Annotated in this window: 10 protein-coding genes and 4 pseudogenes; 3 read left to right on the top strand and 11 right to left on the bottom strand. The window is 71.7% G+C overall.

The window, feature by feature from the left end; genetic code table 11:
- Window positions 1–110: 110 nt before the first annotated feature.
- From ACFWR9_RS10005 to ACFWR9_RS09970, 8 genes and pseudogenes are all read right to left on the bottom strand, one after another.
- Window positions 111–773 (bottom strand): hypothetical protein, encoded by a 663-nt coding sequence (locus ACFWR9_RS10005; protein WP_383838327.1) that lies wholly within the window; start codon window positions 771–773, stop codon window positions 111–113.
- A gap of 136 nt (window positions 774–909) precedes the next feature.
- Window positions 910–1008 (bottom strand): annotated as a pseudogene (locus tag ACFWR9_RS10000) (hypothetical protein); the annotation flags it as partial.
- 242 nt (window positions 1009–1250) lie between these two features.
- Window positions 1251–2576: an alpha-glucosidase/alpha-galactosidase gene (locus tag ACFWR9_RS09995; RefSeq protein ID WP_383838324.1), complete on the bottom strand. Its 1326-nt coding sequence runs from the start codon at window positions 2574–2576 to the stop codon at window positions 1251–1253.
- Window positions 2573–3532: a carbohydrate kinase family protein gene (locus tag ACFWR9_RS09990; RefSeq protein WP_383838321.1), complete on the bottom strand. Its 960-nt coding sequence runs from the start codon at window positions 3530–3532 to the stop codon at window positions 2573–2575. The genes ACFWR9_RS09995 and ACFWR9_RS09990 overlap by 4 nt, the downstream gene beginning before the upstream one ends.
- 52 nt (window positions 3533–3584) lie before the next feature.
- Window positions 3585–4475, bottom strand: coding sequence for a carbohydrate ABC transporter permease (locus ACFWR9_RS09985; protein ID WP_383838318.1), 891 nt, complete (start codon window positions 4473–4475; stop codon window positions 3585–3587).
- A complete protein-coding gene (locus ACFWR9_RS09980; protein WP_383838315.1) occupies window positions 4472–5422 on the bottom strand; it encodes a carbohydrate ABC transporter permease in 951 nt (316 codons plus the stop codon). Before ACFWR9_RS09980 ends, ACFWR9_RS09985 begins: the two co-directional genes overlap by 4 nt.
- A 14-nt stretch (window positions 5423–5436) precedes the next feature.
- Window positions 5437–6765 carry an ABC transporter substrate-binding protein gene (locus tag ACFWR9_RS09975; protein WP_383838312.1) on the bottom strand — a complete coding sequence of 443 codons (1329 nt, stop codon included), beginning with the start codon at window positions 6763–6765 and terminating at the stop codon, window positions 5437–5439.
- A gap of 32 nt (window positions 6766–6797) precedes the next feature.
- Window positions 6798–7625 carry an endo alpha-1,4 polygalactosaminidase gene (locus ACFWR9_RS09970; RefSeq protein WP_383838308.1) on the bottom strand — a complete coding sequence of 276 codons (828 nt, stop codon included), beginning with the start codon at window positions 7623–7625 and terminating at the stop codon, window positions 6798–6800.
- 372 nt (window positions 7626–7997) lie between these two features.
- On the opposite strand from ACFWR9_RS09970, the gene ACFWR9_RS09965 reads away from it, so the two are divergent.
- Window positions 7998–8219: a hypothetical protein gene (locus tag ACFWR9_RS09965; protein ID WP_383838304.1), complete on the top strand. Its 222-nt coding sequence runs from the start codon at window positions 7998–8000 to the stop codon at window positions 8217–8219.
- 16 nt (window positions 8220–8235) lie between these two features.
- Here the strand turns inward: ACFWR9_RS09965 and ACFWR9_RS09960 are convergent.
- From ACFWR9_RS09960 to ACFWR9_RS09950, 3 pseudogenes are all read right to left on the bottom strand, one after another.
- A pseudogene (locus ACFWR9_RS09960) lies at window positions 8236–8520 on the bottom strand (family 20 glycosylhydrolase); the annotation flags it as partial.
- Window positions 8516–9336, bottom strand: a pseudogene (locus ACFWR9_RS09955) (carbohydrate ABC transporter permease); the annotation flags it as partial. The pseudogenes ACFWR9_RS09955 and ACFWR9_RS09960, both read right to left, overlap by 5 nt.
- 45 nt (window positions 9337–9381) lie before the next feature.
- Window positions 9382–10286, bottom strand: a pseudogene (locus ACFWR9_RS09950) (extracellular solute-binding protein).
- 195 nt (window positions 10287–10481) lie between these two features.
- Between ACFWR9_RS09950 and ACFWR9_RS09945 the strand changes: the two are divergent.
- Complete coding sequence (locus ACFWR9_RS09945) at window positions 10482–11342, top strand: GntR family transcriptional regulator (RefSeq protein WP_383838301.1); 861 nt, start codon at window positions 10482–10484, stop codon at window positions 11340–11342.
- Between the two features lie 170 nt (window positions 11343–11512).
- Window positions 11513–12934 (top strand): Gfo/Idh/MocA family protein, encoded by a 1422-nt coding sequence (locus tag ACFWR9_RS09940; protein WP_383838298.1) that lies wholly within the window; start codon window positions 11513–11515, stop codon window positions 12932–12934.
- Window positions 12935–12988 lie beyond the last annotated feature (54 nt).

Genomic DNA, 12988 nt, shown 5'->3' with positions numbered 1-12988 from the left:
GGGGGGGGGGGGGGGGGGGGGGGGGGGCGGGTTTTTCCGGTAGCGTGTCTGCTCGGGGCGCCGCTCCCCCCCCCCCCCCCGCGCGCCCCCCCCCCACCCCCACGCCCGTGTCACGAGCCGATCGTGACCACCTCGCCGGTACGGCGGGCCCGTTCCGCGGCCCAGACGACCCGGTGGGTCGCCAGACTCGCGCCCGCGTCCGACGCCAGGGCGCTCGCGTCACCGGTGGCGACCGCGTCGAGGAAGGCGTCCACCAGCGCCTCGTCCCCGCCACCGTGCCCGTCGGCCGCCGAAGCCCCCGCCGTGACCTCGGGACCGACGACCGACTCGGCGCCCGTGCGGAAGTCGACCAGCCGGATGCTCGTCCCGTCCCCTTCGGCGAAGCCGTGCGTGCCGTGCAGCCGGGTGCGCCGGTGCCCCATCGGGGTGAAGGCGCTCATGGTGAACGAGCAGGTGGCGCCGTCCTCGAACTCCATGGCGACGACCTGATGGTCCACGACGTCGTTGTCGCAGGCGTACACGCAACGCCCGTAGGGGCCGGTGCGCAGCGCCCGCTCCACGCCCTCCTCGGTGAAGGTGTCCGTCACCGCCGACAGCGGCCAGAACTCGCTGTCCGCGTCGCCCAGGCAGCCGAGGTAGAGCCGCTTCGCCGAGTACGGGCAGTCCGCCTCGACCGAGCAGTCCAGGCAGCGTGCGGCCGCCCCGGCGCCAGTTGCCGCGCACGAACGAGTGCGCCTGGTGCCACCAGCCGACCGGCTCCAGGTGCTCCACACTGGTCAGCCTGCCGAGCCGGCCGCTGTCCAGCAGGGACTTGAGGGCCCGCGTGTAGGGCGTGTACCGCAGGACGTGACAGACCGCGAGCATGATCCCGGCCCGCTCAGCGGCCTCGGCGATGGCCGTCGCCTCTCCCTCCTCGGTCGCCATCGGCTTCTCCAGCAGCAGGTGGTAGCCGAGCCCCGCCAGCCGGACGGCGGGCGCCGTGTGCAGGCGGTCCTGGGTGGCGACCACGGCCGCGTCCGCCAGCCGCTCCCGCCCCGCCAGCTCCTCCCAGCCGGTGTACAGGCGGTGCGCCGGCACGCCGACTCCCGCCCGGCCGCGGCCCGGCGTACGGGATCCGGCTCGGCCACCGCCACCACCTCGCCGGTGGCCAGCGCGTGGCGGGGATCAGTAGAACCGGCCCAGCGTCACTCGGGGCATCGTCGTGCCTCCTTCATCGGGTGCGATGCGTTCGTCGCGTTCGGAGCGTCGGCTCAGCGGCCCAGTACGGCCCGCAGCCCCGGCTGGAGCCGGTCCCCGTGGGCGCGGACCATGTCGTCGCACAGCTCCCAGATCTGCTCGACCCGCAGCGTCGCCGCCGTCGCCGGGTCGGTCATCGCGGCGTGCCTGATGTGCCGGGGGTCGTCCTCCGTCGCGGCCCGCACCACCAGGTCGGTGGTGCTCAGGTAGGTGCGGTTGAGGGCCGCCAGCTGCGGGGGCAGCGCGCCGATCCGGGTGGGCTGGATGCCCGAGGAGTCGACCAGACAGGGCACTTCGACGGCGCCGTGGGCGGGGAGGTTGTCGATCAGACCGTGGTTCGGCACGTTGCCGTAGACCGTGCGGGGCGTGCCGGTCACGATGCTGTGGATGATCTGCGGGGCGTACTCCATGGTGCCCTCGACGGTGAGCGGCGCGCCGCAGGCCAGCGCGTCCCGGGTCCGCTCGTACTCGGCGACGTTCTCGTCCACGATGTCCAGGTAGGCGCCGACGGGCAGCCGCAGCCGGTCGATCTCGCTGTCGTGGTGCAGGTACCAGGGGACGTACTCGGAGGAGTGCTCGCTGGTCTCGGTCGGGTAGGCGCCCAGGCGCCGGTACATGTCGACGCGGACCCGCCGGCGCAACTGCTCGTCCTCGGCGATCAGGGCGTCGAGCCGCGGGTACAGGTCGTCGCCGCCGTGCTCCAGACGCAGCACCCACGCCTGGTGGTTGACGCCCGCGGCCCGGTAGGTGACCTCCTCGTAGGGGACCTTGAGCCGGTCGCACAGGCTCTGGATGGTCCAGTAGACGGAGTGGCACAGTCCCACCACCCTGGTGAGACCGGTCGCCTCGGCGAGGTACTGGACGTTCATCGCCATCGGGTTGGTGTAGTTGAGCAGCCAGGCGTCCGGGCACAGCTCGGCGATGTCCCGCCCCACTTCCCTGAGCAGCGGGAAGGTGCGCAGGGCACGGAAGATGCCGCCGACGCCGAGGGTGTCGCCGATGGTCTGGCGCAGCCCGTACCGGGCCGGCACCTCGAAGTCGGTGCGGGTCGCCTCCCGCATGCCGATCTGCACGATGTTGATGACGAAGTCGGCGCCGGCGAGGGCCTCGCGGCGGTCGGCGTGCGCGGTGACGCGCGGACGGGCACCGCGTTCGGCGGCGATGTACTCGGCCGCGGCCCGCGCGGTGGACAGGCGCTCCGCGTCGATGTCGTGCAGCGCGATGTGCGCGGACTTCAGCTCGTCGAACGCGAAGAGGTCGGCGAGCAGGCCCTGGGTGAAGACGACGCTGCCGGCTCCGATGAAGGTGATCTTGGGGGCGGTCGGCTGGGCGGTGCTCATGCGGGGTTCTTTCCGTTGCTGGTGACCTGGGCGAACGCTTCGTCCCAGGTGGGCTGGGCGGTCGTGCCGCCGTGGGCGCGGGTGGACAGCGCGCCGCAGACGGCGGCGAGTTCGAGGGCGTCGGGCAGGGCGAGCCCGGCGAGGAGGGCGGCGACGAACCCGGCGTCGAAGCTGTCACCGGCGCCCACCGTGTCGACGGGCCGCGCCGGGATGCCCGGCGTGGTGAGCAGGGTGTGTCCGTCGTGGCACAGGGCGCCCTCGGCCCCGTTCTTGACGACGACCGTCGGTCCTCGGTCCGCCAGTGCCGCGGCGGACTTCCCGAGGTCGGCGGTGTCGAGTCCGGCGAGCTGCCGGGCCTCGGCCGCGTTGGGCAGCAGGTAGTCGGTGTGGGCGAGTACGGCGTCCAGACCGGGCGGGTCCCAGCGTCCCGAGGGGTCGTCATTCGTGTCGAGGGACGTCGTCGCGCCGTTCGAGCGCGCGGTGCGCAGCAGGCCGGGCAGACCGGCGGCGAGGCCCGGCAGCAGGAAGTACGACGCGGCGTGCACGTGGCGGACCGCGGCCAGCAGGTCGGCCGGGACGTCGGCGGCCGTCGTGGACCGGAGGGTGCCCGGCGCCGTCACGATGGCGCGGTCCCCCTCGGCCCTGGTCAGCACGACGGTGAGCGGCGTGGGCAGAGCCGGGTCGGTGCGCAGGGCGGTGGTGTCGACGCCGTGCGAGCGGAGGCTGTCACGCATGTAGCGGCCCGCGTCGTCGTCGCCGACGCGTCCGGCGAACGCCACCCGCAGACCGAGGCGGGCCGCGCCGCACGCCATGATCGCGGCGGAGCCGCCGAGGGTGAGGGCCCCGTCGGCCACGAGTTGTTCGCGCTGCCCGAAGGCGAGCGGGGCGTCGAGCGGCCCGAGGACGACGTCGGGATTGGCGTCGCCGACGACGAGCAGGTCGAGGGTGTGCGGCATGGGTCTTCCCTGAGGTGACGAAGGTGCGGGCAGGGCGGGACGTGGCGGGACGTCAGCCCTTGAGACCGCTGGAGGTGATCGACTGGATGAAGGTCTTCTGCGCGCCGAGGAAGGCGAGCAGCACCGGAAGCACGGTGATGACGTTGCCGGCCATCACCGCGGCCCACTGGGTGTGGTGCTGTCCCTGGAAGGTGGTCAGGCCCAGTTGCAGCGTGTACTGCGTGTCGTGGTTGATCGCGATCAGCGGCCAGGTCAGGTCGTTCCACGTGGTGAGGAAGGTGAGAACGGCCACCGTGCTCAGCGCCGGCCGCGACAGCGGCAGCACGATGCGGAACAGGACCCGCAACCGGGAACAGCCGTCGATCCATGCGGCCTCCTCCAGCTCCCTGGGCAGCGAGAGGAAGAACTGCCGCAGGAGGAAGACCGCGAACGGGGTGACCAGCGACGGCACGATCAGCGCGCCCAGGGTGTCGATCAGCCCCAGCTTCTTCATCACCAGGAACGTCGGGATCATCGTCAGCTGGAAGGGCACCGCCATGGTGGCCAGCATCAGCCCCAGCAGCACCCGGGACCCCGCGAACCGCATCCGGGCGAAGGCGTACCCGGCGAGCGAGCCGAAGACGAGGTTCGCGGTGACGGTGACCGCGGAGACGATCAGCGAGTTGGCGAACCAGCGGGGGAACATCGCGTTGCCCAGCACATAGCGGTAGCCGCCGAGATCGATGCCGGACGGCCACAGGGCCGGCGGGAAGCGGTTGATCTCCGCGTTGCTCATCACCGAGCTGAGCAGCAGCCAGACCAGCGGCACGGCGAAGGTGAGGGCGAGCGGGGCCAGCAGCAGGTGCCACGGACTGAACGGGAGCCGCGGCCGGCGCCGTTCGGTGGCGGCGGACTTCGCCGCGAGGGAGCGGACGGTGTCGGGCCGGGGGGAGGTCGCCGTCATGATCGGGCCCCTTCGAGACGGTGGCGCCCCCGACGCCGGACGATGCGGACGGACCCGGCGGCCAGGGCGAGAGCCACGGCCAGGACGTACGCGGCCGAGGCCCCGTATCCGGCGGTGGCGTTCTTGAACGCCTGCTCCCAGATGAAGTAGACGATCACCGTGGTCGAACCGAGCGGCCCGCCCTTGGTGGTGACGTACACGAGGTCGAACACCTGGAGGGACTGGATGGCCTGCCACACCACCAGGAAGACGGTGACCGGGGTGAGGGTGGGCAGCGTGACGTGGCGCAGCAGATGACGTCGGCCGGCGCCGTCGAGGCGGGCCGCCTCGACGAGGGACTGCGGCACGTCCTGGAGGGCGGCGAGATAGACGACGACACAGAACCCGGTGCCGCTCCACAGGGTGATCGCCACCAGCACCAGCAGTGCCTGGGACGGATCGGACAGGAAGCCCTGCGACGAGATGCCGAGGCGGTGCAGCACCGAGTTGGCCGCGCCGAACTCCGGGTCCAGGATGAAGGAGAACAGCACGCCCTGCGCGGTCGCCGACAGGACGAACGGCACGAAGACCAGGGTGCGGTAGAGGCCCACCAGGCGGATGCGCCGGTTCAGCACAAGCGCGAGGGCCAGTCCGAAGAACATGCTCAGCGGCACGTACAGGACCGTGTAGAGCAGGGTGTTGCGGACCGCCTGACTGAAGTTGGGGTCCTGGGAGAGGGCGCGGTAGTTGTCGAGGCCGACCCAGCGGCTGGGCGTGACCAGGTCACTGGCCTGGAAGGACAGCAGCAGCGACCAGATCACGGGCACGATGCTCAGGCCCAGGACGATGAGGACCGCCGGTGAGACGAAGGCCCAGGCGGTGCCCGTCTCGCGCCGGCGCTTGCGGCGCAGGGCGCGTGGCTCCGGCGGCGGACCCGCGAGGGTGATGGGTTGGGGGAGGCGCGGCATGGCGGTGTGGCTCCTCAGCGCGGTATGAGCAGGGCGGCGTTGGCGTCGTCGGCGCAGGCACGCAACGCCTTCTCGGGAGTGCCGCGCCCCAGGAGCACGGCGACGATCGCCTGCCCCAGCGCCTGCGAGACCTCCGGGTACGCCGGGTGGACGGGGCGCACGCGCGCCGTCTCCAGGGCCTTGGTGAACACGGCCAGGCCCTCGGTGCGGGCGACCTTGTCCTGCCAGGCGGGCAGGGACTCGGTACGGCGGCTGAGCGGGAGGCTGCCGGCCTCGATGTCCCAGCGCACGTCCTGCTCGGGCCGCGAGAGCCAGTCCAGGAAGGTGCGGGCGGCGCGGGACCGCGCCTCGCCGTTGTCGAACACGGTCCAGGTGTCGGGACCCGAGATGGTCACCGGGCGCCCGCTGAAGGTCGGCAGCGCAGCGACGTGGTAGTCGATCTCCGCGTGCTCGATGTCGGGCAGTTGCCACGGCCCGGTGACCACCATGCCCATGCGGCCGGACAGGAACACCTGGTACATCTGCTCGCTGCCGGGCTTGGGGTCGATGTAGACGCTCTTGTCGCGGACCAGGCCGGCCACCACCTCCAGCGCCCGGGTGCCGGAGTCGGCGAAGCCGATGCCCTTGCCGCTGTCGTCGATGACGTCGCCGCCGAGGTCCCAGATCATCGGCCACAGACGCCACACGGTGTCCTCGTCGCCCGTGCCCGGCCAGCCGGTGCCGAACCGGCCGCGGCCGCCGTCGGTGAGGCGACGCGCGCAGGTGACGAAGTCCTGCCAGCTCCAGCCGGCCTCCGGCAGCGGCAGGCCGGCCTCGCGGAACAGCTTCTTGTTGCAGACCACGGCGAGTGAGTCGAGCAGTGCGGGAGCGGCCCTGACCTGCCCGTTGATCGTCACGGCCGCCCGGGCCGCCGCCCAGTGGTTCTTCCACGGAACGGGACCGGACTCGACCTCCTCGGTCAGATCGACGACCTGCGGGCTGCGGGCCACCCGCGCCAGGTCGGATCCGAAGATGTAGGCGATGTCGGGGTAGGACCCGGCGGCGAGGGCGGCGGTCACCTTCTGGAGCATCACGTCCGACAGCACCCCGCCGCCCATCGACACCTTGATGCGCGGGTGGCCGCGCTCGAACTCGGCCACCAGACCCTGCAGCACCTTCTTCGCGGTGTCGGCCTGGCCGTGCCACATCTCGATGGTGACCGTGCCGTCGGGCCCGACGCCGTCATCCATACCGGCTCCGCAGCCGGTCAGCGCGCTGCCCGCGGCTGCCGCGAGCGCCGCACCTCCGCCCGACCGCAGCACCCTCCTGCGGGAGGGCCCGGCGGCACGTCGGACCGCATCCATCTGTACCTCCAAGGACTGGCCGTCGGGTGAAGTCAGCAGGTCTCACGGACGTACGAGCTGCTGCCCTTCGGCGAGACGTCCAGGTCGCGCCGGACGATGCTCAGCGTGTCCGCGAACCCGGAGCACGCCTTCGACAGGCCCTTGGCGGTGTACTCGATGACAATCACGTGGTCGCCGAACTCGGCCGTGTAGTCGCCGCACTCGTCCCACTCGCCGCACTCCTCGGCGACCGCGAAGTCCAGGCCGTTCGCCACGCGGTTCCCGGCGAGTTCGACGGTGTTCTTCTGCCCGATGGCCAGCCCGTCGGCGTGCGCGCGCTCCGCGAGCAGCTTGATGAACGCCTGGGCGTCGGCGGCGTCGAGGAGCTTCTCCGAGCGGGTGTAGCTGTCGTAGTTGTCCGGCTCGACCGCCTGGAAGCCCTTGTCCCCGCAGCTGTCGATCCAGGTGCCGATCTTCTCGGCGACGCGCTCGCGCTTGTCGGCGGTGCGCAGGTCGAGAAGGGCCTCCTTCCACTCGGTGTCGTAGACGATGTCGCCGCCCGCGTCGCGCAGCAGCAGGTCGTCGTCCCACTCGTCCTCGGCGCCGCGCTGCGCCTGGAAGGCGTTGACGTAGCAGATGTTGTAGAGGCCCGCCGCGGGGGAGGCCGTGTGGTCGCGGCTGACCACCCGTACGCCGGCCGGCGGGGTGTAGGCGCCGCCGATCTGGTAGTCGAAGTCCGCGTGCGCGGGGGGCGGGGCCGGTACCGCGGCCTCGGCGGGGGTGCTGCCCGGGACGAGCGCGGCGGCGGTGGCGAGGACGGCGGCGGCGCAAACGCCCGCCAGAACCGGCTTCTTCGAGGTGTGCACCTGCGTGCGGCTCATGGTTCGAGCTCCGGAGGGTGGTGGGCACGGCCCCGCCTCGGACGCGCATGGCAGTCCTGGCGACTCAGTCCGGGCTCCTGGCGTCGAGCCAGCTACCGGCTGGGCGTACCTCTGTCGCCGATCGCATGACATCGGCGTTGATCGGGAGTAAATCGACCGGATCCAGCCCGTGTCAAGGGTTCGAAATGAGAGAGTCGGTGCGCGAAGGTGATCGAAGAACCTTCATTCAGCGCAGAATCAATCATGATGCGTCGGTCGGCGGATCGCCGGGAACGATGGGAGCGAGACAGGTCGGAGCCGTGATCACCGGGTGGCCGCGGGGCTGGTAGCGTCGCGTGGTCGCGGCGGGCGGCGCGAGAGAGGTGTCGGTGCGTGGGAGAGCGGCAGGACCGTGAGTGGGTGGCGATGACACCGGGCGACTTCGACCGGGACGCCCCGCTGGTCCTCAACGTGGGTACCGGCCCCGCCGCCGTGCCGGCCGAGCCGGACGAGTACGGCACCGCCCCCCTGTTCGGCGAGGAGGCGCCCGCACCGGGCACCCGGCCCCGCAACCGGCGGGGACGGCCCGCACCCGCCCAGGAGCGGCTGTTCTGACCGTCCCCGCCAGGGGTCAGGAGGCGGGCACCTCGTCCACGAAGCCCGTTCCGGCGTCCCGGTACCCGGCGACCTCCGCGGCGACCTGGGCCGGGGTGAGCACCTGGTCCTTGACGTGCAGGACGTAGTCGACCTGCTGGTCGTAGGCGCGCGGGGTCGTCGACGTCTGGCCGTTCAGGTCGATCAGCCACTGGTTGAGCGCGCACAGCCGCGGGTAGGTGAGGTACTCGATGTGCGCCCCGATGGGCACGAACTCCGTCCACAACTGGCCCTGGGCGCCCAGCACCCGGGACGCGACCTCCGGCGCCGGCGGAGTGAGGTCCCCGTTGCACGAACGCCTTGAACGTCCAGATCACTTCGAGCGACAGGACGAGCATGAAGATCGGCCGGATCAGCGGGAAGGTGACGGAGCGGAAGACGCGCGTGCCGCCCGCGCCGTCCATCCGCGCCGACTCGTACAGCTCGGCCGGCACCGTGACCAGCGCCGAGTAGAGCGTGATCGCCGCGAACGGCACGGACTGCCAGACGATCAGCACCACCACGATGGCGAACGCGGTGCCGCCGTGCGCGAACCAGGTGTACCCCTCGTACGAGTCGAGGCCGAGGCCGGTCAGGGTCTCGTTGACGATGCCGAACTCGGAGTGGAACAGCCACTGGAACACGGTGGTGGCCGCGACCCGGGGACCGCCCAGACCAGGACCAGGGAGCTGAGGACCACGGTCCTGGCCACCCGGCCCAGCCGCTCGGTCATCAGCGCGACCAGGGTCGACAGGACCATGACCGCGACCACGCAGACCGCCATGAAGACGAAGGTGCGGCGCACCACCTCCCAGAACTCCGGGTCGCCGAGCAACGTCCGGTAGTTGCGCAGCCCCACGAACTCGGCGTCGCCGAGGATGAGCTGGCGCAGCCGGAAGTCCTGCACGGAGATGAGCACCGCGCGGGCCAGCGGATAGAGCAGCAGGTAGAGCATGCCCAGCACGGCGGGCGCGATCAGCAGGTACGGCCACAGCGCTCCCCGGCCCGCCCCGCCGCGTCCCCGGGCGGGCCCGGCACCGGCGGGCGGACCTCGACGGGCTGCCTCGCGCGGCACGCTCCGCTCACGGACGGTCGACACGGCGCCTCCTGTTCCCTCGGGTCGTCGGGGTCGTCGGGGTCGTCGTCAGGAGCCGCTGTTGAGGGTGCCGGTGATGGTCCGGGACGCCTTCGCGGCCTCGGACGCGGCGTCCTCCCCGGTGAGGACGGCGGTCATGTACTCCTTGACCGGGTTCTTGGCCTCGACCGCCGCCCACTGCGGGGTGTTGGGGGTGGCGGGTCCGTTCGCCGCACCGGCCGCCATGGCCGCGGTGCCCGGGTCGCCGGAGACGGCGTCCGCCAGTGTGGTCTTGTTGGGTACGTAGCTCATGGCGACCGCGAGCTTCTTCTGCCAGGCGTCGCCCGTCAGTTCCCGGATGAAGGTGAACGCCTCCTCCTGGTGCGCGGCGACGGCCGGGACGACCAGGTCGGAACCGCCGGTGAAGACCGCGCCAGGCCGGTCCGCGGTCTTGCCGGGGATCGGGAAGAAGCCGAGTCTTCCCTTGAGTTCGGGGTTCTTCTCCTCGATGACCTCGGCACCGCCGGGGACGGCGATGATCTGGGCGACCTGCCCCTCGGCCATCACCTCCGCATGCGGCGGCTGGGACTCGTCGGAGTCCTTGGGGCCTTTGCCGGCCAGGTCGCCGCCCTCGTCCCAGACGAAGCCGGACAGGACGTACCAGTGTGGCGGCGTAGTACGGGATGCCGTACTGCTTCCCGTCGTACGACCCGGGCCCCGCGAGCCCCTTCAGGCAGTCACCGCCGCCCAGTTCGTCCACCCGGTCCGAGAAGTCGGTGAGCCCGTCGCTCTGGGGGTACTGGGCGACCCATGACGTCGGGGGCGTCGTTGCCGGCCAGGGCGGCCGTGACCTTCTCGCCTATGCCCTCCCACTCCTGGATCTGGATCTTCAGGTCGGTACCGGGATGGGCCTTCTCGAAGAACGTCTCGAACTCCTTCTGGAAGCCGGCCGAGACGCTGTCGTCACGGTTCACCTCTGGGAGAGTTGGAAGGGACGACGCACCCGCACTTGATCAGTAAGGGGCGCAGGGCTTACCAGTCGGCATGAGGGCGTCAACCCCTCGCGTATGTGCGGGACTTAAGGCGTGGAAGCCCGATGGGTGGCTGGATCGCGACCGAGGTGGACAGGTAAGCTCGGCTGACCAGTAGACCAGTTACGGGAGTACTGCATGGAGATCGACGCCGCCGCCTCCGGTGCGGTGCTCAAGCGCGAGCGCGTCCGCGACGCGATCCTGGAACTCATCGAGGAACGGCGCCCGGGAGACGCCATCCCCTCCGAGCGCACCCTGTGCGCCGAACTCGGCGTGTCCCGGCCCACGTTGCGTGCCGCGGTCGACGAACTGGTGGTCGCCGGACTGCTGGTGCGCGAGCACGGCCGGGGCATGTTCGTCGCCGCCGAGAAGATCACCCAGGAACTGGTCTCGGACCGGCGGGCCTTCAGCCTCCCGCAGGCCGCGGGCGCCTGGACCAGCAGGCTCCTGGAGGTCCGCACCCTCCCCGCGGGCGCGCGGGTGGGCCGCAAGCTGCGCATGTCGCCGGCGGCGCGGATCCACTACGTGGCCAGGCTGCGGCTGGTCGACGGGTCGCCCATGGCCATCGAGTACCTGCACGTTCCGGCCGACCTCGTCTCGGACCTGACCAGTGAGGAACTGGAGCAGGGCGACCTGTACGCGCACCTGGCCGAGCGGCACGACGTCCGGGTCAGCGAGGCCGTGCAGTCGATCGAACCCACCGTGGTCACCCGGGCCGAGGCCGACCTCCTCGACGTACCCGAACTCTCCCCGGCGCTGCTCTTCGAGCGCCTGACCACCGACACGCTGGGCCGCCCCGTCGAGTACGTGCACTCGCTCTACCGGGGCGACCGCTACCGCATCGTCTCCCGCCTCACCCTGGGCCCGCGCGGCCAGGCCCCGCGCGACCAGGCCCCGCCGCCGGGCCAGGGGCACCATCCGGGCATCCCGCCGGGCGACTTCACCACCAAGGACCCCGTCACGCTCTCGACCCGCGGAGTGGTCCAGGACGGCATGTAGACGCGAGGGCAGGCACCCCTCCGGTGCGCGGAGATGCTCGGAACGGCTTTGTATCGAGCACGTATTGACATGTCAGGGCTGACACCGCAGAGTCATGCCCCGACAGTGCTCGACAACGCCCGTCCGCGCCCCCACCGCGCAGCCGACCGCCCACGAGGAGTGTTGCCGTCATGTCCGAAAAGCCCGCTGTCTCACGCCGACTGCTGCTGGGCTCCGCCGTCGCCACCGGCGCGGCCGCCGCCGGGATGACCGCGGCCGCCCCGTCCGCGTCGGCGGCCGAGCAGGCGCCCCGCCGCCGGCCCGGCCAGAAGTCGATGATCGGCGTGCCCTTCGAGGCCCGCAGAACCGTCCGGGTCGGCGTCATCGGCCTCGGCAACCGGGGCGGTGGCATGATCACCGGCTGGGCCGCCGTACCCGGCTGTACGGTGACCGCCGTCTGCGACATCCGCGCCGACCGCGCCAAGAGCGCCGCCGACCGGCTGGCGGGCAAGGGCCACCCGCGCCCAGCCGAGTACGGCGGCTCGGCCGACTCCTACCTCCGGATGCTCAGGCGCGACGACATCGACCTCGTGTACATCGCCACGCCCTGGGAGTTCCACTACGAGCAGGGGAAAGCGGCGCTGCTCAGCGGCAAGCACGCCGTGGTCGAACTCCCCGTCGCTACCGAACTGCGCCAGCTGTGGGACCTCGTGGACACCTCCGAGCGCACCCGCAGGCACCTGCTCCTGTCCGAGAACTGCAGCTACGGCCGCAACGAACTGGCCATGCTGAAGGCGGCCCACGACGGCCTGTTCGGAGACGTCACCAACGGCCACGGAGGCTACCTCCACGACCTGCGTGAACTCCTCTTCTCGGACACCTACTACACCGACTCCTGGCGCCGGCTCTGGCACACCCGCAGCACCGCCTCCTTCTACCCGATGCACGGCCTGGCCCCCATCGCGGCGGCCATGGACGTCAACCGCGGCGACCGCATGGCCACCCTGACCGCCACCTCGACCGCGCCGAAGGGCCTGGCCGACTACCGGGCGCGCTTCGTCCCCCGGGACCACCCCTCCTGGAAAGAGGACTACATCAACGGTGACCTGGTCACCTGCATGATCGAAACGGCGAGGGGCCGGACCATCCGGGCCGAGCACGACGTGAGTTCGCCCCGGCCGTACAGCCGCATCAACACCCTCGCCGGCAGCCGGGGCATCGTCGAGGACTACGCCGGATCCGCCCCGACCGGCGCCCGGATCTACGTCGAACCGGACCACAGCGGCCACACCTGGCGGGACTTCGAGGCGTACCGCAAGGAGTACGACCACTGGCTGTGGCAGAAGGTCGGCGACGACGCCGCGAACAACGGCGGCCACGGCGGCATGGACTACGTCCTGCAGTGGCGCCTGGTCCAGCTGATGCGGGTGGGGCTGGTGCCGGACATCGACGTCTACGACTCGGCCGCCTGGTGCGCGCCGGTCCCGCTGAGCGTCACCTCGCTGGCCAGGGGCGGCCGCCCGGTCGAGATCCCCGACTTCACCCGGGGTGCCTGGCGTGAGCGCAGGCCCGGCCTCGACTCGACGCCCACCGACATGCCGCCCGTGCGCTGAGATCCGTACGTCCCCGGGTGGGCCGCACCCGTGGCGCCCCCCGCCCCCCACCCC

It is taken from the genome of Streptomyces sp. NPDC058534, assembly GCF_042717365.1.
In the GTDB taxonomy this organism is placed as follows: domain Bacteria; phylum Actinomycetota; class Actinomycetes; order Streptomycetales; family Streptomycetaceae; genus Streptomyces.
The sequence above is the reverse complement of the archived record's forward strand: the minus strand, read 5'-3'. Positions and strand labels throughout refer to the sequence as shown.

Coding starts and splice junctions, on each gene's coding strand:
- ACFWR9_RS09985 (WP_383838318.1), bottom strand. CDS start 4,475: ATGACGGCGACCTCCCCCCGGCCCGACACCGTCCGCTCCCTCGCGGCG.
- ACFWR9_RS09940 (WP_383838298.1), top strand. CDS start 11,513: ATGTCCGAAAAGCCCGCTGTCTCACGCCGACTGCTGCTGGGCTCCGCC.
- ACFWR9_RS09995 (WP_383838324.1), bottom strand. CDS start 2,576: ATGAGCACCGCCCAGCCGACCGCCCCCAAGATCACCTTCATCGGAGCC.
- ACFWR9_RS09945 (WP_383838301.1), top strand. CDS start 10,482: ATGGAGATCGACGCCGCCGCCTCCGGTGCGGTGCTCAAGCGCGAGCGC.
- ACFWR9_RS09990 (WP_383838321.1), bottom strand. CDS start 3,532: ATGCCGCACACCCTCGACCTGCTCGTCGTCGGCGACGCCAATCCCGAC.
- ACFWR9_RS09975 (WP_383838312.1), bottom strand. CDS start 6,765: ATGGATGCGGTCCGACGTGCCGCCGGGCCCTCCCGCAGGAGGGTGCTG.
- ACFWR9_RS09970 (WP_383838308.1), bottom strand. CDS start 7,625: ATGAGCCGCACGCAGGTGCACACCTCGAAGAAGCCGGTTCTGGCGGGC.
- ACFWR9_RS09980 (WP_383838315.1), bottom strand. CDS start 5,422: ATGCCGCGCCTCCCCCAACCCATCACCCTCGCGGGTCCGCCGCCGGAG.